Source organism: Comamonas odontotermitis (genome assembly GCF_014207855.1).
GTDB lineage: Bacteria > Pseudomonadota > Gammaproteobacteria > Burkholderiales > Burkholderiaceae_C > Comamonas > Comamonas odontotermitis_A.
This window is the reverse complement of the sequence record NZ_JACHKZ010000020.1, coordinates 1-19,125: the sequence shown is the minus strand read 5'-3', so window position 1 is coordinate 19,125 and position 19,125 is coordinate 1. Positions and strand designations below refer to the sequence as shown.

Annotated in this window: 20 protein-coding genes; 18 read left to right on the top strand and 2 right to left on the bottom strand. The window is 59.7% G+C overall.

Going from position 1 to position 19,125, the window contains the following annotated elements:
• Positions 1 to 69: 69 nt before the first annotated feature.
• The 17 genes from HNP33_RS14690 to HNP33_RS14610 all read left to right on the top strand — a co-directional run bounded on the left by HNP33_RS14690 (position 70) and on the right by HNP33_RS14610 (position 16,926).
• Complete coding sequence (locus HNP33_RS14690) at positions 70 to 1,545, top strand: hypothetical protein (protein WP_184709798.1); 1,476 nt, start codon at positions 70 to 72, stop codon at positions 1,543 to 1,545.
• A 364-nt stretch (positions 1,546 to 1,909) separates the two neighbouring features.
• The gene (locus tag HNP33_RS14685; protein WP_184709834.1) at positions 1,910 to 2,236 is read left to right on the top strand and encodes a hypothetical protein; all 327 of its coding nucleotides are present in this window, start codon (positions 1,910 to 1,912) and stop codon (positions 2,234 to 2,236) included.
• Complete coding sequence (locus HNP33_RS14680) at positions 2,233 to 2,598, top strand: hypothetical protein (protein ID WP_184709836.1); 366 nt, start codon at positions 2,233 to 2,235, stop codon at positions 2,596 to 2,598. Before HNP33_RS14685 ends, HNP33_RS14680 begins: the two co-directional genes overlap by 4 nt.
• The gene (locus HNP33_RS14675) at positions 2,543 to 2,767 is read left to right on the top strand and encodes a Flp family type IVb pilin (protein WP_184709800.1); all 225 of its coding nucleotides are present in this window, start codon (positions 2,543 to 2,545) and stop codon (positions 2,765 to 2,767) included. Before HNP33_RS14680 ends, HNP33_RS14675 begins: the two co-directional genes overlap by 56 nt.
• Positions 2,764 to 3,330: an A24 family peptidase gene (locus HNP33_RS14670; protein ID WP_184709802.1), complete on the top strand. Its 567-nt coding sequence runs from the start codon at positions 2,764 to 2,766 to the stop codon at positions 3,328 to 3,330. The genes HNP33_RS14675 and HNP33_RS14670 overlap by 4 nt, the downstream gene beginning before the upstream one ends.
• A 174-nt stretch (positions 3,331 to 3,504) precedes the next feature.
• Positions 3,505 to 4,530, top strand: a complete 1,026-nt coding sequence (cpaB, locus tag HNP33_RS14665; RefSeq protein WP_184709804.1) for a Flp pilus assembly protein CpaB — start codon at positions 3,505 to 3,507, stop codon at positions 4,528 to 4,530.
• A 110-nt stretch (positions 4,531 to 4,640) separates the two neighbouring features.
• Positions 4,641 to 6,095, top strand: coding sequence for a type II and III secretion system protein family protein (locus HNP33_RS14660; protein WP_184709806.1), 1,455 nt, complete (start codon positions 4,641 to 4,643; stop codon positions 6,093 to 6,095).
• Positions 6,096 to 6,099: 4 nt separating this feature from the next.
• Positions 6,100 to 7,584 carry an AAA family ATPase gene (locus HNP33_RS14655; RefSeq protein ID WP_184709808.1) on the top strand — a complete coding sequence of 495 codons (1,485 nt, stop codon included), beginning with the start codon at positions 6,100 to 6,102 and terminating at the stop codon, positions 7,582 to 7,584.
• Positions 7,585 to 7,591: 7 nt separating this feature from the next.
• Positions 7,592 to 8,908 (top strand): CpaF family protein, encoded by a 1,317-nt coding sequence (locus tag HNP33_RS14650; protein ID WP_184709810.1) that lies wholly within the window; start codon positions 7,592 to 7,594, stop codon positions 8,906 to 8,908.
• On the top strand, positions 8,905 to 9,873 hold the full coding sequence (locus tag HNP33_RS14645; protein WP_184709812.1) for a type II secretion system F family protein: 969 nt from the start codon (positions 8,905 to 8,907) through the stop codon (positions 9,871 to 9,873). The genes HNP33_RS14650 and HNP33_RS14645 overlap by 4 nt, the downstream gene beginning before the upstream one ends.
• 85 nt (positions 9,874 to 9,958) lie before the next feature.
• Positions 9,959 to 10,945, top strand: a complete 987-nt coding sequence (locus HNP33_RS14640; protein WP_184709814.1) for a type II secretion system F family protein — start codon at positions 9,959 to 9,961, stop codon at positions 10,943 to 10,945.
• Complete coding sequence (locus tag HNP33_RS14635) at positions 10,946 to 11,815, top strand: tetratricopeptide repeat protein (RefSeq protein ID WP_184709816.1); 870 nt, start codon at positions 10,946 to 10,948, stop codon at positions 11,813 to 11,815.
• Positions 11,816 to 11,827: 12 nt separating this feature from the next.
• The gene (locus tag HNP33_RS14630; RefSeq protein ID WP_184709818.1) at positions 11,828 to 12,223 is read left to right on the top strand and encodes a DUF3613 domain-containing protein; all 396 of its coding nucleotides are present in this window, start codon (positions 11,828 to 11,830) and stop codon (positions 12,221 to 12,223) included.
• 45 nt (positions 12,224 to 12,268) lie between these two features.
• On the top strand, positions 12,269 to 12,775 hold the full coding sequence (locus tag HNP33_RS14625) for a TadE/TadG family type IV pilus assembly protein (RefSeq protein ID WP_184709820.1): 507 nt from the start codon (positions 12,269 to 12,271) through the stop codon (positions 12,773 to 12,775).
• A 1-nt stretch (position 12,776) separates the two neighbouring features.
• Complete coding sequence (locus HNP33_RS14620) at positions 12,777 to 13,289, top strand: TadE family protein (protein ID WP_184709822.1); 513 nt, start codon at positions 12,777 to 12,779, stop codon at positions 13,287 to 13,289.
• On the top strand, positions 13,286 to 15,457 hold the full coding sequence (locus HNP33_RS14615; protein WP_184709824.1) for a pilus assembly protein TadG-related protein: 2,172 nt from the start codon (positions 13,286 to 13,288) through the stop codon (positions 15,455 to 15,457). Before HNP33_RS14620 ends, HNP33_RS14615 begins: the two co-directional genes overlap by 4 nt.
• Positions 15,458 to 15,507: 50 nt before the next feature.
• On the top strand, positions 15,508 to 16,926 hold the full coding sequence (locus HNP33_RS14610; RefSeq protein WP_184709826.1) for a sigma 54-interacting transcriptional regulator: 1,419 nt from the start codon (positions 15,508 to 15,510) through the stop codon (positions 16,924 to 16,926).
• 32 nt (positions 16,927 to 16,958) lie between these two features.
• On the opposite strand, the gene HNP33_RS21090 is transcribed toward HNP33_RS14610, so the two are convergent.
• Positions 16,959 to 17,306, bottom strand: a complete 348-nt coding sequence (locus tag HNP33_RS21090) for a hypothetical protein (protein ID WP_233464537.1) — start codon at positions 17,304 to 17,306, stop codon at positions 16,959 to 16,961.
• A 36-nt stretch (positions 17,307 to 17,342) separates the two neighbouring features.
• On the opposite strand from HNP33_RS21090, the gene HNP33_RS14605 reads away from it, so the two are divergent.
• On the top strand, positions 17,343 to 18,242 hold the full coding sequence (locus HNP33_RS14605; protein WP_325064944.1) for a glycosyltransferase: 900 nt from the start codon (positions 17,343 to 17,345) through the stop codon (positions 18,240 to 18,242).
• A 7-nt stretch (positions 18,243 to 18,249) separates the two neighbouring features.
• Here the strand turns inward: HNP33_RS14605 and HNP33_RS14600 are convergent, their stop codons facing one another.
• On the bottom strand, positions 18,250 to 18,990 hold the full coding sequence (locus tag HNP33_RS14600) for a 16S rRNA pseudouridine(516) synthase (RefSeq protein WP_184709828.1): 741 nt from the start codon (positions 18,988 to 18,990) through the stop codon (positions 18,250 to 18,252).
• Positions 18,991 to 19,125 lie beyond the last annotated feature (135 nt).

Genomic DNA, 19,125 nt, shown 5'->3' with positions numbered 1-19,125 from the left:
CTCAACGCCGCAAGGTTGCGGCGGTGAGGCAGCAAACCCCGAATCATCTCTACACCTTGCGAGAACACCATGATGAACGCATCGCTCTCCAGTTGCTTCGCACCGCCCACGCCGATGCCCATGAGCGTCGGTGAACAATATGAGCCGAGCGCCGAATCGATCGATCTCGCGCAGCAGCTGGATCTGGCTTTTCGGTTCGTGGCGCAGCATGTGGTGTCACTTCCGGATCCATACGCCTGCTGTGTGCTGTTCTTTACCGTTGCAGCAGAAGATCTGCCTGTCACCAGCTTCAGCATCCGGCGTGTCACCGTGCACGCCGCCTGGCGGGAAGGCGCCACGCGCGTGCGCCAGTGGGCATGGGCCCACAACGCCAGCGGAGTGGAGCTGCGCATTGACTGGGCCTGCGGCATCCAGCCAGCAACCACCGCAATGGGCCAATTGCGCTCCACCGATCCCACCCGCACCTGGGCATTGGCGGACGATGAATTGGAAGACACGGAACTGCTCTCGGTTCTGGGCACCAACACATCGCGCACGCTAGCTGGCGTACGAAGCCTGTCCGATCCGGTGCATGGTGCCACCCATGCCCGCTGGCAGCTATTGCTGGAGGGTGTGTATCTCGACCAACATGGTGAACTGACTGCATTGCCCCGCCCCCGCCTGTCTCCCGCCCACCTGCGCAATGGCTCCGCGGGGCCCATGCTGTATAGATCCACCAAACAGTTGATCGCCCAACGCCAGAGCGAAGACGGTAGCTGGCCCGAAGCCGGAACACTCTTGGATCACCTGGGCATTGCCTACGCTCTGCTGCTCGCGCACAAGAGCAGCCCGGCGGAGCCATCCCAGGACGAGCTCAGTGCCCTGGCCTGCCACCGCTGCATCGTGTACCTGATTGAACAGATGCGCCGCTGGAGCCTGCATGACTATGCAAGCGAAATGCTGCATGCCATGAGTCTAATCGTACTGCTGCGATACACGGAGCTCTTCCCCGGAGCCAATGCGTGCTCCACCGTCCGCAACCTGATCACTTTGCTGGCCCAACAGTTGGGCGGCGTATCACCTGCCCTCCCAGGTGATACGCCGCCATGGGGTGGGCTGGGCCTCAAGGCCTTGCGCCTGCGCCAGCAACAGTCGCCTTTCGGCGGGTCGCCGCAGCCACCTGCTGCAAGGGGCAGCGACGATGGCAAATGGCTGCATGCAAGCTGGCAGCAACTGCGATTGATCGCCGACGACGGTGGTCGTCCATCCCCCGCAGCCAGTCCATGGACAGCCATTGCAGTGATGGAATGCACACGGCACGCAAATCAGCCGCAGTTCATGAGCGAAGGCATGCAGGCAGAGTTCAAAGCGAACATGCAAACCCTGTTTCGAGCCTGCTACCAACGCATTGTGTGGCCTGAGGTCGCCTTGCTGCAGGCTGGCGGCTATCGCAGACAAGCAGCATTTTTCTCACCCCGCTCGGGCAATGCACTGGTCAACGACTGCCGGATTGCAAGCCAGTTGCTCATCACCATCAGCGCAGCCATGCACTTTGCTGCTGCATAAAGGCTTCTCTACAAGAGCCCGGAGCGCGTCCATAAGCAAAGAGGAACTGCCCGAGCTCCATCGTGCTTATTAATTATTTATATGTATCAAAATATAAAAAATAATAAGCAAATACATAAATCTTCTCGATAACGGGTGTTTTTTACATATTTTGCATAGAACTTGCTAGCATCACATAGCGCAGTTGTCATTTACTAACATTAATAAAATAACAAATTGTCATTTTTTGACACCAATTTGGCACTATTTATGGAAATTATTAGTTACATAAACTTCCGATAGTTACGCAATATCTGCACAATGCATTGGAAACGATTTCTGGATATTGGTTTCTCGTTGTTACTAACTCGACAATTTTCCAGCCATGCTTGAATTCCTGCTTCCCCACAAACTGGTTCCTGCAGCGCCAGCTGCAGCACCAGTTGGCGTGGCAGGGCCGTTTTCCAAAGCCATTGGCAGCAGCTTCAAGCACGCCTGCAGCCATCTACAGCGGGCGTTGTGGCTGGCGTTGCCCATCAGTCTGCTGGGCCTGTTGCCCTCTATCTTTTTGCTGCAGGTATACAACCGCGTCGTCTCGCGCGGCCCCAGCCAGCCTGAACGCCCCCTGCCGCATGCCGCATCGGCAGTCCACCAGCCTCACCAGAGCACCTACGACGAACGAGGCACGGCCGCTCAGGAGGCCGCGCTATGAGCCAGCCTGGCCGCCACCAAGAATGGATCACAGGCCTGCAGACCCGCCTGAAGCTCTATGAGCAGGAGGCCTGCATTGCCAACCAGCTCGCTGCCGAATCGGCGGACATCATCGGCCAGCTCGTCCGGGTGGAAGAGCGCCGGGCAGAGCTGGGCGCCGTAGGCCGCAATGACCTGCGTCAGGCCGCATCGCGGCGTGCCAGCGCCCTGGCGCTGGTAGCAGCGCGTTTTCCCGTACAGCGGCTGGTGTCCGCCCATCGCCAGCCACTGTTTTCCTCCATGGGCCTTGTGAAAACTGGAGACCACTATGACGAACTTCATCAAGAACTTCTGGAAGGACGAAGAAGGTGCGACAGCGATTGAGTATGGATTGATTGCAGGGTTGATCGCAGTGGCAATCATTGCAGGTGCCAGCGCCATTGGCGGAGGACTCAACGAGATGTTCTGCAAACTCTCCAATATCGTCAAGACACCGAGCACAACCTGGGCAGACGCCTCGACGACGTGTGCTGCAGCACCTACCACTCCATGACCACCACCTGGCTCCTCTCGTGCGTCCTGCTGCTATGGCTCGCCGTCGTAGCAGCCATGGATCTGCACAGCCGCAAAGTACGCAACTGGATGGTGCTGCTGGGCCTGGCGACAGGCACGGTGGCATTGTTCAGTGGCGTGCAGCCGTTCTGGGTGGAGCCTTGGAGTGGCCTGGTTGGCGCTGCGGCGGCGTTCGCCATATTGCTGCCCTTCTATGCATTGCGCTGGATGGGAGCTGGCGATGTCAAATTTGCCGCTGTGATGGGTCTGTGGTTTGGCATTTCTCCTTACCTGCTGGCCATCTGGCTTGGCGGCAGCCTGCTCGCCGGGCTGCATGGCATGGCTGTGCTCGCATGGCGTCGTCTGCAGCTCAGCGTCTACGGCGGCTGGCTGCAGGCACACCTGCCTGCGCCGCTGGCAGCGAGCATGGTGCCAGCCACTGCATCACCCACAACCACCGCCAGCGGCAAGCGCGTCATCCAGCGCAGCATTCCGTATGCGGGCTACATGGCGATTGCCGCCATCTGGGTGGTGCTGCGCACCGGCCCCAGCCTGGCGAACTGAGGTTTTTTCCATGCCAGCCATTCCACCGCATCCGCCACCTGCCCGCAATGCGCCGGGTGTTTGCCTCTGGTCTCAGCCTCGCGCGCACCCTGCGCGGCAGGTACCAAATCCAAGCACCTGCTGCACCACGGCAACCCAGGCCCAACAACAAGCAAACCATCAGGAGCACACACGATGAACCTCACCAAGATACTTGCTGGCTTGCTGCTCGTTCTCGCCATTGTGCTGGGAGTGGCCGCCTGGATGCTGGGCCGCCAACCCACCCGCCCCGTGCAAGCGCCTGCCACGCCAACCGTGCAGGCCCCCTCCGCACCGGCCACGACCCATGCCGTCGTGGTCGCCGCCAAGGCAGTACCGGCAGGCCAGCGGCTGACCGCAGAAGATGTGCAACTTGCACAGCTGCCAGCGGCTGTACCCAACAGCTTTTCCAGTACCGCGCCGCTGGTGGGCCGAACCACGGTCGTGGCGCTGCCTGCCCAGGCACCCTTGTTCGAGCAACATCTGCTCAGCGGCCTGGCTTTGCAGATCGAGCCTGGCCAACGCGCGGTATCCATTGCCGTCAAAGAGCCCATGGCCGCTGGCAACCATGTACGTCCGGGCGATTTTGTGGACGTGTTCTTTACCCTCGACGGCAAGAACGACAAGGCAGACATAGACACCCAGACCCGCCTGCTGATGGCCCGTAGCCGCGTGCTGGCCTATGGCGCTGCCAGCGTGGAAAATCCGCCTCCCACTGCTGCTCAGCGCCAGGCCCAGCAAGACAGCGACAGCTCGCGCCGCAGCAACGGAAACGCCACACCTCCTGCCCCTGCCAATACAGCCGTACTGGCGGTACCGCTAGAAGATGTGGAGCGCCTGACGCTGGCGGAAAAGTACGGCCACCTCACCCTGGCCCTGCGCCACCCGGACGACACCTCTGTACCCAATCCAGCCTTGTTCGCGGCCCTGCCGACCGTTTTACAACCGGTAGCGGGCAAGCTGAAAAAAGATGAACTGCTGCAGGCGGCAGACCGCTCTTTTGCGGGCCTGCGCTTCAGGGATCTGGCAGTTGGCGCGCCAGCCAAACATGCTCGGGGCTCAACGCCCCTGGTCACTCCCCCGCCCCCGTATTCAGGAGCGGGAACATCCCCGGCACCTTCCCTGCGCACACAGACCGTCGAAGTCTACCAAGGCGCTTCGGTGCAGACCATGAGCTATTGATTGGGAGGAAACATGCCGCTATTGCCTACCTATAAAGCGCAAGCAGCTATTTGTCTGATAGTGAATGAAAACAATAAAACCCGCATTGCCTAAGGCTGGAGGCCAGCAATATGACACCTACTACGCACACTGCAACGCTTCATCTGATCACCAGCCTGTTTGGTGCAAGTCTTGCCAGCCTGGCTCTGCCCGTGGCGGCACAATTGCCCTCGGCTGAGACCGTACGCAGCGACAACGCTCCATACGATGCGCAACGGGACAAGGCAACGCCGCTGGAGTTGACGGTGGGCAGACAGCAGTTGCTGCCCCACAGCACTGCCGTGGCGCGTATTGCCGTGGGCGACCCCAATGTGCTCGACGCCAAAGTGCTGCGCGATCTGAGCAGCCCTGCCACCAAAAACGCAGCCCAATTGCTGCTGACACCCAAATCCCCTGGTCAGACCACCCTTGTTGTCTGGCCAGTCAAGGGCGAAGCACAGCATTGGCTGGTGCGTGTCAACAACCCGCACCTGTTGCTTGAACGCCGCCTCTCCAGCTTGCCGGAGCACGCCCATGCCGTAGCCCTTGCCAGCTCCGGTGCCGCCAAGGGAACGGTGCTGGAAGATCGGTCACAGATTGAGGTGGCCAGCAACACCGTACAAGTAGATGTACAGGTGGTGGAGTTCAAGAAAAACGCGCTGCGCCGCGCAGGCGTCAACCTGCAAAGTGGTGGTCCCAATAACCATGGGTTCCAATTTGGCGTCTTCACCCCGGGCAGCGGAAGCGGTGGTGGCAACAATGGCAGCTCTGGCGGTGGTACCGGCTCAGGCAGCACAGGCGGCTCTGGCTCCGAATCTGGATCGGGGTCGGGCGGGACATCGGCCATCGCCAGCGCCATGAACCTGGTGCTGGGCTTTGGCAGGGCGTTCAGTGGTGCGGGCATTACCGCGCAGCTGGGTTTTCTCGAAGGCAATGGCCTGGCCCGCGTATTGGCCAAGCCCACGCTCGTGGCTCACACCGGTCAGAGCGCAAGCTTTCTGGCAGGCGGAGAAATTCCGATTCCGGTGCCCAGCAGCGCCAGCAACAACATCTCCATCCAGTACAAGGAGTTCGGCGTCAAGCTGCAGCTCACGCCCACCATCCTGTCCGATGAGCGCATTGCATTGAAGGTGGCGCCAGAGGCCAGTGATCTGGATTACACCAATGGCGTCACCATCAGCGGCATCACGGTACCCGCGCTACGCACCCGCCGTGCAGACACCATGGTGGAGTTGGCCGACGGAGAGAGCTTCGTCATTGGCGGCCTCGTCAGCCGCAACACCATGTCCAGCGTCAGCAAAGTGCCGCTGCTGGGCGATCTGCCCATCCTGGGCACCTTCTTCAAGAATCTCAATTACACGCAAGACGAGACAGAGCTCGTGATCATCGTCACGCCGCGGCTCGTGCAGCCACTGCCCGCCAACACCAACCTGGAAGCGATGCTGCCTGGCGCCAGCTCCGAGCAGCGCAACGCCCGCAATGTATGGGCTCCTTACATGCTGGGCACACCTCCCGGTAGCGCAGCTTTGCCAGGCTTTTCGTACTGACGCCATGAACAGCGAATCCCTTGCCCCCACACCAGCTGCAGCACCTGCGGCGACACCATCACTGGCTGATCTGCTGTCCGTGCGGCCACCCGCGCAACCAGACGCGGGGGCAGATGTCGTTTCCATGCCCTTCCTGCGAAGCAACCCGGAGCACTTCTCCTCGATAGGAACGACATCTCCAGGCGGCTCGGTAGATACGCAGCAAGACTCTGCGCTGACCGCGCCAGCGCCTCCAGTGGAGCCGCTGCGGCGGGTGCCGCTGGTATTGGTACACGGCAATGGCAGCGATGGCGCATTGGTGCACACCTGGATGCATCAAGTGCTCAATGGCGCGGAGCTGTATGGCATGCGCTTTCAGGACAATCTCTTTGATGCGGTGCACCGCCAGCAGCCCCAGGCCATATTGATTCAGTTCATTCCTGGTGCCCTGGACCCCGCAGTGGCCATGGCGACGCAGCTGCAAACCGTGTTCCCCCATATTCCCCGTGTGGCACTGGGCCACAGCAACGACCCGCAATGCATGCTTGCCGCACTGCGGTGCGGCGTGCAGGATTTTCTGGACATGGACGGCCCGCTCGACAGCGCCCAGCAAACCATTGCACACTTTCTCAGCCAGCCGCCTGTGGCAGAACCCAGTCGCCACAAGGCACCCGTCACCGCCCTGCTGTCTGCCCGCGCTGGACTGGGCTGCAGCCTGGCAGCCAGCCATCTGGCGTGGTATTTGCAGCAGCGCCTGGCCTCTCATACAACCGCCAATGGCCTGCACGGCGACGACGCAGAAAACCTGTCCTGCCTGCTGATGGAGATGGGCACCCCGGGTGGGGACTGCGCCATCTATCTCAACACCCCGGGCGAATTCAGTTTTGGTGATGCCGTCAGCCAGCATCGGCGTATGGACAGACGCATGGCCCAAAGCGCATTGGCCCGCCACGGCAGTGGCCTGCGCCTGCTGACGCAGCCACGCCCGATTCAACCCCTGGCAGCGGCGGATGTCGACGCGCTGCTCTCACGCCTTGGTCAGTATTTTGAACATATTGTGCTCGACCTGGGCGCTGCAGCGTCACTGCAACTGACATTGGAGCTGCTGCCCAGTGCCAGCGATATCTGGATTCTGTGCGACCAGAGCGTCGCCAGCGTCGTCTGGACTACCGAGTTGCTCCAGCAGCTCGAAGCCCACCAGATTGACCGCGACCGGCTGCAATTGGTGGTGAGCCGGCACGACCCCCGCTTGGAGCTAAGCGCGCAGCAAATGTCCAAGCAACTGCAACTGCCCCTGCTGGGGGTCATTCCAGAGCGGCGGCGCGAATTGGCCCAAGTTGTCAATCTGGGAGCCCTGCTGCCACTGCAACCCAAGCGCGAGCCCTATGTGCAGGCGCTCGATGGCTTGCTGCGCCAACTGCTGGCCACACACCACCCAGCGGCAGCGCCCTATGCCCTCGTCCCAGCCAGCCCCTGGTCTGGTTGGCTGCAACGTCTGAAAAAACATTGAGCCGCCCATGACAACCACTACATTTCCCCCTGTAGCACCGGCGGCCGTCAGCGAGTTTGAGCGCAGCGCCCTGTTTGCCGACCTGAAAAACAGTGCCTACGAGCACCTGCTCAGCCGCATCGAGGAGCTGGGAGCCGAGTTTGGCCGCTGGTCGCAGGCGGCAATAGCGCAGTTCGTGACGCTGGAGCTCGACAGCTACATCCGCTTGCACGCAGTGCCGGTCAATGAGGCAGAAGCGCAGTTGGTGGCTCATGCATTGACACGCGAGCTCACTGGACTGGGGCCCTTGCAGCCGCTGCTGGAAGACCCACGAGTGGAGGACATCCTCATCAACGGGTCCGAAGTGGTATATGTATCGCGCGGCGGTGTTTTGCAACGCGAGCCCTCGCACTTCAAGGACGACGAGCATGTGTTGCGCATTGTGCGCCGCATTCTGGCACCCCTGGGCCGCAGGTTGGACGAATCCAGCCCCATGGTGGATGCGCGCCTGCCCGAAGGCGGCCGTATCAACGTCATCATTGCGCCCTTGGCTATCGACGGGCCCTCGGTGTCGATCCGAAAATTTCGCAAGGACCCGCTCACACCCAAAGAACTGGTGCGCCTGGGCACCTTCAACGAAGACATCTGCCGCATTCTGGAGATGGCAGTGCAGGCACGCTGCAATATTCTGGTGAGTGGCGGTACCAGCTCTGGCAAGACTTCGCTGCTCAATGCGCTTGCTCACTTCATCCCCAGCAGCGAACGGATCGTGACCATCGAGGACACCGCCGAGCTCTCTCTCAACCACACCCATGTCGTCAGGCTGGAGAGCCGCCCCGGCAGCTTCGACGGCAGCGGCCACGTCAGCATCCGCGATCTGCTGATCAACAGCCTGCGCATGCGCCCCGACCGCATCATTGTTGGCGAAGTGCGCAGTGGCGAAGTGCTGGAACTATTGCAGGCCATGAATACCGGCCATGACGGCTCAATGGGTACGATCCATGCAAGCTCGCCCCGCGAGTGCCTGTACCGCGCCGAGATGCTGGCAGGGTTTGCAGGATTCCAGGGCAGTGAAGTGAGCCTGCGCCGACAGATTGCCAATGCGGTGGATTTCATTGTCCAGATCGGTCGCCTGTCCAACGGCAGGCGCCGCCTGCTCTCTCTGACCGAAGTGACGGGCATGACCGACAACGTCATTTCCATGCAGGAGCTGTACCGCTATGAGCCACAGATAGGTGCGGACGGCCAGGAAATCGACAACTGGACATCAATGGGCATCTCGCCCCACTCGCCCAAGCTCTTGAGCTGGTGGCGTGCTCAGCAGCAGACAGGGGGCATGCGATGACAACGCTTGCGCCCGCCATTCTGATCCTGGCTGCCCTCGCTTGCATCCTGCTGGCTTTGGCGCTGTGGCTGTTTGCACGCGCGCGCAGTGGCGACACCCGCAAAGCTCTGCAAGACAATCTGCAACGCAATCTGGATATTCAGCGCGAAATGCAGGCATCCCCCTTGCCCATGCCCGGCTCCAGCATTGATCCCGGTGTGGCAGTGGGTGCGAGGCTACAGGAATCCTCCGTCTGGCAGAGGCTGGAGGATTTCGTGGGCTATGAGGCCTGGGGCATCGCACCGCGCACCCTCCTGCTGCTGGGCTGCATCGGTCTGACTCTTACGGTGCTTGCGGCCTCGCATGGCGGGCTGGCCATGGGAGCGGCGGTACTGCTGGTGCTGGTACTGCTCTCGTGTTTTGGCATAGCCATGCGTCTCAATCGCCGCCGCGCCAAGATGCTTTCCCAGTTGCCAGCATTCCTGGACAACGTGGTGCGCCTCATTTCCATCGGCAATTCCCCACACGCCTCCTTTCAGCTTGCCTGCAACAACGTCCCCGAGCCACTGGGCGGCGCACTGCAGCATGTCAGTGCCTCACTCAACATCTCACCAGACCTCGGCCAGGCGATGGGCCAACTCGAGCGTATGTGGGGCCTGCCCGAGTTTGGCCTGCTGGCCGCAGTCTTTCGCATGAGCACCCGCTACGGCGGGCGCGCCGATCTGGTGCTGGAGCGCGTATCAGCCTATATCCGGGACCGCCAATCTGCCGAGCGGGAACTGCATGCCCTCTCCACCGAAGTACGGCTGTCTGCCTGGGTTCTTGCCCTGCTGCCTATCGTGGTAGGCACCTTGATCATGGTGCTCAACGAAGGGTATTTCATGCGCATGTGGAACGATTCCACCGGGCAGAAGCTGATCTTTGTTGCCGGTGGCTTGCAAGTGGCCGGCTCCTTTCTGCTCTACAGACTGGCCCGCCTGAAGTGATACACGCCATGCACCAAGCCCGCCGCATCCACCGCCCTGCCGCCATTGCATCACCCTGGCCCCATGGCACGGCAAAGGAGCCGCTATGACCCCGCAACAGCTGTGGATCATGAGCCTGGTATTCGCTTCCATTGCCATTGGACTGATGGCGGCAGGGCTGTTGTGGCGCGTTCGCCGCGCATCCCAGGCCCAAGCCCAGGTAGAAAAAATCCTGCAGACACGCGAAACCAATGTTGCAGGCACCCCGCCATTCCCCATCCCTGGACTGGGCACGACGCCAGCGCCCGGCAGCAAGCCTGGCAATGAGGCAGCCTCCGTAGCCGACAGCATCCGCCCTCCTGCATGGCTGGAGACGGGCATCGCCAAAGCGCTGCTGGCTGACGAAGACCGCAAATTGCTGGACCAGGCAGGGTTTGATCTTCCGCGCGGAGGTCTTCTTTATATCGTGAGCCGCGCCGTACTCGCCGTCTGCCTGCCTGCACTCGCCCTTTTGATTCTGCAGCCCTCAGGTCTCAAAGCGCTGCTGGTAGGCTTCATCCCGTTTGCACTGGGCATCATGCTGCCCAAATGGATCGTCCGCTCCAAGGCAGCCAAGCGGCGCGCGCAAGTGGTAGAAGAGCTGCCCCTGTTTGTGGATCTGCTGCGCCTGCTGCAAGGTGTGGGGCTCAGCATCGATCAGAGCCTGCAGATCCTCGCCTCTGAATTTGGCAGTGTGCTGCGCGTCATCAGCACGGAGCTGACGCTGGCAAACCGTCTGTATAACTCCGGCCGTACCCGAGAGCAATCCTTGCAGCGCCTGTCCTACCTGGGTGCCGATGACGACATGAATGCCGTCGTCAATTTGCTGGTGCAGGTAGACCGGCACGGCGGGGCTGTACAGGAGCCTCTCAAGGAATTCAGCATCCGGCTGCGCGAAAAACGCCAGGCCAGCTTCAAGGAGAAGATTGGAACCATCACCGTCAAGATGACGGGGGTGATGGTTCTCACATTGCTGCCGGCACTTCTCGTCATCACCGCCGGGCCGGGTTTTACGGCGGTCATCCGCTCACTGTCCGCCATGGGAGGCCGATAAATGCTGCACTACCGCAAACCCCATCACTACCGTGCTCTGCCTCGCGCCCTTGCGCTTTGCTATGGCCTCTTGCTGTTGACGGGCTGTGCCTCCAAACCTCCCCAAGGCTATGGCGTGGCTGAGGCAGGCACCGCAGCACAGGCACAACAGCAATTGGAAAAGGCGGAACAATCGACACAGGTCGATTCGCAGCAAACCTATCTGAATCTGATTGCACAGATGCAGCAGGCGAACCAATGGTATGCGTCACTGGCGCACACCGACGCCTTTGAGCGGCAGTATGGCGCCACACCCCAGCTGCGCTTGCTCAAGGCAGATGCCTTGCGCAACACCAACCAATGGCCCCAGGCTCAAAGCACTTACGAAAGCCTGCTCAGCCATGCGGATGCCAGCATGGTAGCCCGGGCTCGCCGTGGCTTGGGTCTGCTGCATGCCAGCCAGGGGCAATTGCCCGAGGCCATCACGCAACTGGAGCAGGCACGTGCACTCAACCCCATTGATGCCGATGCGCTGAGCGATCTGGCCTACGCCCACATGCTGGCGGGCCAGTTGCCCCAGGCGCAACTCCCCATCATGCAGGCCGCGCAGCTGGCGCCCAGCAATGCGCGCGTCCAGTTGAACCTGGCCTTGTACCTGCTGGCGGCCGGAGCACATGACCGGGCCTCGCAATTGCTGCAGCGCCTGCAGCAGCCGCAGGCCAAAAACATTCCTGCACTTGTGAATGCGACATCCATCCAGACCCTGCAACAGCAGTTGGCTACGGTGCAATCGGCGATGGCCAAGCAGCCCCATGCACTTCAGCAATCAGGCCAGGCAATGGCCGCAACCCCACAGGCAACCGCCAGCGCGGCTGTAGAAAAGCAACCCTGAGGAACATAAGCCATGTCCGCTCCACTCCTGCCCCACAGCACCCGTCTCCTGCCAACTGCTCCCATATTGGGGCTGATATTGGCTACTGGGAGTGTCCTGGCCCAAAACAGCACGCCAGCGCCTTCAGCGCCCGCATCAGAGCAGATGGAGCTGACGGAGCAGCCAGCCGATATCCGCAGAACACCCAGACTGAACGAGTCAGCGGTTGCCACCTCGTCGGGGTACCAGTACCGCACCGACGTTGGCTATGCCACTGACAGCCTGCTGGACATGCAACGCAATGCCCATGGAGAGCGAGCCCGCCATATCGATGCCGAGCAGGCGCGGCGCAGCTACCAGCGGTATCTCAAGAGCTTTGATACCGCGATTCCGGAAAAATTCGATACTGGCCTCGATGTCAAGAAGTGATGGTGCCTCCCAGGCCCACCGACCAATCGCCCAGGAGACGATGCCATGCAACAGACATATGCTACCGGCCGGCGCCCAGGCCGCGAGCGCGGCGTCTATGCGCTGGAATGGGCCATCATTTTCCCGGTGTTCTTTATGCTGCTGTACTCCATCGTGAGCTACGGACTGGCATTTTTAGTGCGGGAGTCCATGCAGTTTGCCGCAGAGGACGGTGCCCGAGCCGCCCTGCGCTATCAGCCCTCCCCAAACACCCGGCTGGTAACTGCGCAGAAAGTCGTGGTTCAAAGGCTCGGCTGGCTACCTGCCGCCCTGGCACCAACGGAAAGCTCCGTCAATGTGCGCGTCTGCCGGGTCGGCAATCTGGATTATTGCCCCGCAGATCTGACATGCGGCGTTGCAGTGAATGAGCGCTGCATGGTGCGCCTGGATTTTTCCATTCCCTACGGAACTTCGCCGCTGGCACCTGGTCTGCGCATGTTCGGCATGGACCTCCTCAACCCAGCCACACTCTCGGCCAGCGCAAGCATTCTTGTCGATCAAGGAGGGATGTGACATGGCCCACTTGGCACCTCGATCTTCACGTTACTCACTGACCCATGGCGGAGCGGCATCGATTGAATTTGCCCTCATCGCCATGCTGATGGTACTGATGCTGCTGGGCATTCTGGTGTACTGGCGCGTGCTGCAGGCGCAGCAATCCGTTGCACGGGCCACCGGCGACGGAGCGCGTATGGTGCAGAACCTGATCTACGGCACCTTCAGTGCCTATGACATTACCAAGGAGTCTGAAACGCACACCATCCAGGCTGCGGCTGAAGACGTGGTCAAGCGCAGCCTGCAAAACAGCGGTATTCCTGGAAATCCGCAACAGGCTGCCTCCATTACGCTGACTGTCAGTGCCAGCCAGGCTCGCCTCAACGTCTCCTACCAGCTTCCGCCCCTGTTTGGCAACGCTGGGGGACAGCCTCAACCCGTCAAGCCAGGTGGATGGGCGCTGGTGGAGCCGGCGCGTCTGCAAGCCTCCTCCCTGGTTTCTTTTCAGCTGGATGGCAGGAGCACGCCATGATCTACCGGCCACAACCTCAAGCACCGTCGCAAATCCATCGCTCCATGCGCCAGGATGGCAGCATCCTCGTTCAATTCGCGCTGATCCTCGGCGTGCTGATTGCCATCCTCGGCATCGTGGATGTGGGCTATATGTACTACGCAAAGCGCGATCTGCAGCGCATTGCGGATCTGGCGGCCCTTGAGGCCGTACGCGGGCTGGATTATGGCGAAGGCGGCTCTGCCAATTGCCAGCTCAAGGGTCGAAACAGCATCCAGGACAACTGGCCCGCTGCTCTCGCCATCGATCAAGCCAATACAGCCATCACTTGCGGCAACTGGGATCCAATCAAGCATGCAGCACCTCTTCACTTCGGTGCCAACGGGCCCCTCAATGCCGCACATGCCTTCGTCCAAGGCAAGTCTCCCATCCTGCTACCCGGCCCCTGGAGCCGCACCATCAGCGCAGAAGCCGTAGCAAAGTTCAACGAGCCCCTGGTCAATTTCTCGGTAGGAACAACGCTGCTCAATGTGGGCTGCAACCAGCAGTTAGCCCCATTGGTACAACTGCTGAAAATCGTCGGCATCGGCAATCCATGCGTCGCGGCAGGCGGCTATGAAGGCCTTGTGGGCGCAAAAATTTCAGCCAGTGGCTTGCTCAAGGCACTGGGACTGCCGCTCGACACCAATCTCTCTGTGGTCGACCTCAACGATTTGCTGGCTGCAAAAAAAGTCTCCCTGGGCGATCTGTTGAACACCGCTTTGACCCTGGGCGGCCACACCGAGCTACTGGCGTTGAATGCCGAGATATTGCGCCTCTTGGGTCTGCAGATGGGCATTGACGCACTCAACCTCGAAATTCCGCTGGGTAGCGGCCCTGGAGGCCCAGGTATCTTTGCCGGCATTCATGCGCCCGATGGCACCACCGCCTCCGCCCTCGATGTGCAATTGGACGTCTTGGACGTCGTTACGGCAGCCATTGGCGTAGGCACGTCGGGCCGCGGCGTCTCCGTACCTGGTCTGGGCATACAGATACCCGGAATTCTGCCCAATTTGCTACAAGTCAAAGCTGGCGTCATTGAGCCTCCATCAATCGGCCTGGGCGGCGTTGGCGCTACTGCCTACAACGCGCAGGTTCGCCTCTATGCCGATGTAGACACCAGCGGCGGCGTGCTCGGAGGACTGCTGCAGCTGCTGGGCACCAGGATCAAGTTGCCCATATTCATAGATGTGGCACGCGCCAAGGCCACCGTACAAGACATCAGCTGCAAAGTGCCCGGAAAGGACAGCACGGCCACCCTCCGCGTGGATGCATCCATCGCCAATGCCTGTATCGGCAAAGCTGCAGGAAACCCGTTTTCCACACGCACACCCATCTGCGAAACCATTCAGAGCGAGGATCTGGTCAGCGTTCTGGGGCTCATCAAGATCAGAGACCACGTCAATGTCGATGCCCTTCAAAACACGTACACATCTCCAGCCATGAAAGCCGGTGATACATGGCGCACCAATGGCAACAGCCTGAATCTGGGCACTACCTTGTCAAGCTTGGTCAGTGAGTTGTTGCGACTGGTTGGCAATTTGCTCGGGGCACCCAACGAATCGCAATGGACACCGGCAGAGAACCAGCAAGCCGCACAGACCATGGCTGACTACTACATCGGCACCGGCCCTAACGCATTGCCCTCGCTGCCCAAAGTCAACCTCGGAATTCATATCCCGGCAATTCCAGGCGCCTATGACACGAGCGCATTGGTGAACCGTCTCAGTGCAGACATCGATCGATCCGGACAAGGGTGTCTGCTTGGCATCCCCTTTCTTTGCTGGCAAACCAATGAATGGAAAACCTGGGGAGACAGCGTTGGCCGCGTCGATGGAGGCCTGCTGGTGCCCAAATACATAGGAGCCGGCTCCTGCCTTACCAGTGCAGGCAACTCCTCCGCAGCCTTCAACCAATGCATTCGGAACAAGCTGAGTGAAGAACTCCTGAAAAAGCCCAACAACAATAAGCCCAAGAACTTTCTTCAAGTGCTGCTCGCACCCCTGCTGGATGTCCTCAAGGCAATCCTCGATCCACTGGGAAATCTATTGGCGGGCCCAGTGCTACGCGATCTGTTGGGGATTGAGTTGGGCCTCAACGACGTCAATGTCAAATCCGTGGGTTGCGGCAACGCACAGCTTGTTTACTGAACAGAGAAATCTCTCGATACGAGCACGATTGAAATAGGAGAATCGAAATAGTGAATTCAAGCGATTTGGTCATCTACGTCTGGGAAGGCCAAGCCGATATCGCCGAACGTGTGGAACGCTGCATGCTCAACATGGATGTGCAGGTGGTTCGGGCCGATGGCCTGTCCACTTTCGCGAGCGTGCAGGACGGTGGCAATGCGATTGCCGTGGTGAGCGTGTCGGTGCTGGAAGGTGCGCGGTTCACCCGCCAAGGTGTAGAAGGCAGTTACGGCGGCATGCCCGTTTTGTGGGTCAGCTCAAGCCTGCGCGGCAGCAGTGCCGGCAGCTATGCCACCGAGTACTCGCATGTGTTGCCATTTGACTTCACCGGCGCGGAACTGCGCGCCATGCTGATGCGCATTCTGCGTCGCCTGCAAAGCACCCAGCGGCAAATCCAACGTTCGGATGACATCATTGCAGTGGCAGAGTGCATGCAACGCTTGCTGCACGACGCCGATACGTTTGCCGACTGTGAGCATAGCGTGCTGATCTTTGGCGAGACCGGTACCGGCAAGGAGCGCATTGCCGAGCGCCTGCATGAGCGCAATACGCATTACGGCCAGGGCCCCTTCGTGGTGGTCAACTGCGGAGCGATCCCGGATGGTCTGTTCGAATCATTGTTCTTCGGACATGCAAAAGGCTCATTCACGGGGGCTGTAACAGCCCACAAAGGCTTTTTTGAACAGGCCAATGGCGGCACGCTGTTTCTGGATGAAATTGCCGATCTGCCCATCTACCAGCAGGTCAAGCTACTGCGGGTGCTGGAAGAGCGGACGGTCACGCGTCTGGGCTCCGCATCTGCGGTGCGAGTCGATTTCCGCCTGGTGGCGGCGACCAACAAGTCGCTGCGCAACCTTGTTCATGAAGGCAAATTCCGCGCGGACCTGTTCTTTCGCCTGGCGGTGATCGAACTTCAGATTCCCAGCCTGGAAGAGCGGGGAGAAGCCGACAAGCTGGCGATATTCCATTCCATCTTGCGCAACGTGGTAGGTAAAGAACTGATGGAGCAGTTGGGAGAGCCGCCATTTTTCATCATGGACATGATTGCGCAGATGCACTTTCCCGGCAATGTGCGCGAGCTGCGCAATCTCACCGAACGCATTGGCGTGGCCGCAAGACAGACCCAGGACTGGCTGGCCAACGGGGCAACCGAACGAATCCTGCGCCAGGCGCAAATTCTGTCGGCAACCACATTCCCTCCTGAAATCGAGGACCAGCAGCCACTCCTGGCCGATCGCAGCAACTGGGACCAGGAAGAGCGCAACCGCATCATTGCAGCGCTCAATGCCAATGACTGGAAACGGCTCCAGACTGCCCAGCAACTGGGTATCAGCCGCAAAGTGCTCTGGGAAAAAATGCGCAAGTACCAGATCAGCGACGGAGAACCGGAAGTGCCTGTTACCGTCACTGCACCTCTTGGCAACTTCTAATAATCCAACCACCAGCGTACATCTGTTGTCCGTCAAATGCTATCAAATAGAGAGCGAAAATCTTTCGCATGCCTAGCCAACCTTTGATCGTCTTCGTCGGCGCCGTCTACCCCAGCCAATACAGCCTGCTGTGCAGCTACCTTCGAGACCAGAAAATGGCCGACGCCTGGTTCATGACCACGCCGGGCCACAAAGCCAAGCACGAAGCGCAATGTGATCACCTTTTGTCTTTTCAGCCGGATGGCAAGATCGTTGAGCCACAAAGCTACTACTACTCCAGCAAGGTGGAACGCTCCGCCCGTATTTGCCGAGGTGTACTCGCCGCCTTGAAAGATTTTGAAAATAAACAAGGCCGCAAAATCGATCTGGTCGTTGCGCATTCGTTGTAGGGAGTCCCCAACTGGCTATACGGCGAAATCGATGCCGCCATCATCAGCTACATCGAATTTCCGAGCTATCTGGCGCACGGCTGGGACGCAGCCTACCCCCCTGACGCGGCCCAGCGCCAAAGCGATCGGAATACGAAAATGCTGCATTTTCACCAGGTGCTGTGCAGCGACCTGACCATTGTGCCCAGCGCCCACGCGCGCTCCATGTTTCCACCTCTGCTGCAAGACCGCATTGCGGTGCAATTTGAAGGGTTTGATATTGAACCAGCAACACCGGCCGACAGGCCTTGTACGGCATCTGAACAGGCTTTCACCATCGCCTTTTCGGCACGTGATCTCTCCAGTGCCAAAGGCTTGGAAACCTACATCCGGCTGGTAGACCGCCTGGTTCGAGAAGGCCATGGGCGCAACACACGCTTTCTGGCAATTGGTGATCCGACTGCCGCAACCTATGGCTATGAGCAGCAATGGGTAGAGCGCAAATACCAAGGAAAAGTAGCCAGCTTCCGAGACCACTTGCTGAAAGTCTATCCAGCCGCAAAAGTGATCGAGTTCCCAGGCCGTCTGCTTTATGCAGAATTTGCACAGATGCTTCGCGGCGTTGACCTGTTCCTCTACCCACTGCGGTATGGCGTAGCCAATTGGGGACTGATGGAAATCCTGGCGCGTGGCGGATGCGTGATTGGCTCCAACTGGGGCTTCATCCCCGAGCTGATCCAAAATGATGTCAATGGCTTGCTGCTGCCAGACAGCGACGACAGCTGGATCGCAGCCATACAGCAGCTACGTGCAGACCCTGCAAGGCGCGCGCGTTACGCCCAGGCCGCCATCGAAACGGGTAAGCGCTACCACATCTCGGCAGTAGCTCCTCTGTACCTGTCTCTGTTTGAGCGGGCCATGGCACAGAAACGAGCCCCCTTGCATTAAAGCGTGCTTATGGCTTCAACAAAGCCAGTTCTTGTGCAGTCAGCCAACGCCACTGGCCAGGTTGCAGATCCTCAGGCAAATACAATCCACCGATCTGGGAGCGGTGCAGCCCTTCCACACGGTTTCCCACCGCAGCCAACATCCGCTTGACCTGGTGGTACTTCCCCTCCGTCAGCGTCAGGCTCAATGCATTGTCACCAGTCTTGACACATGCCGCAGCCTTTACAGGTTTTGGGTCATCGTCCAGCACTACGCCCGCCAGCAATCTCTCAATCTGCTGATTGGTCACTGCATGCTTGGCAGCCACCTGGTACACCTTGGGTACGTGCTTTTTTGGAGAGCTCATGCGATGAATGAACTGACCATCATCGCTCAGAAGCAGCATGCCCGTTGTGTCCTGATCCAGCCGCCCTACAGCCTGCACACCTTGAATCGCATTCTTGTTGGGACGATTGCGCAGCGGCGCAGGCAACAGAGTATAGATACTCGGATAGGACGATGGTTTTTGCGAGCATTCCGTGCCCCCAGGCTTGTTCAGCAGGACATAGCCTAAAGCATGGTATTCCCACTCCAGGCCCTGTACCTTGAAGCGCAGGCCCTCTGGCTCTACTTCTGCAGTCGAATCCGTCACCTGCAACCACTCTTCGGTATCTCTACTCCATAACTGCACCCAGCCCTGCTGCACCAGGCCTGAGCACACACGGCGAATTCCAAAGCCTTGCGAGTACAACATATCTTGCAACTGCATATCACACCCTTTTGAACCATGCACTAAGCATAACGAGTGACAAAAGCAAAACCCCCGCAGTCGGAGACTGAGGGGGTTTGGGAATAAAAGCCTGACGATGACCTACTTTCACACGGGAATCCGCACTATCATCGG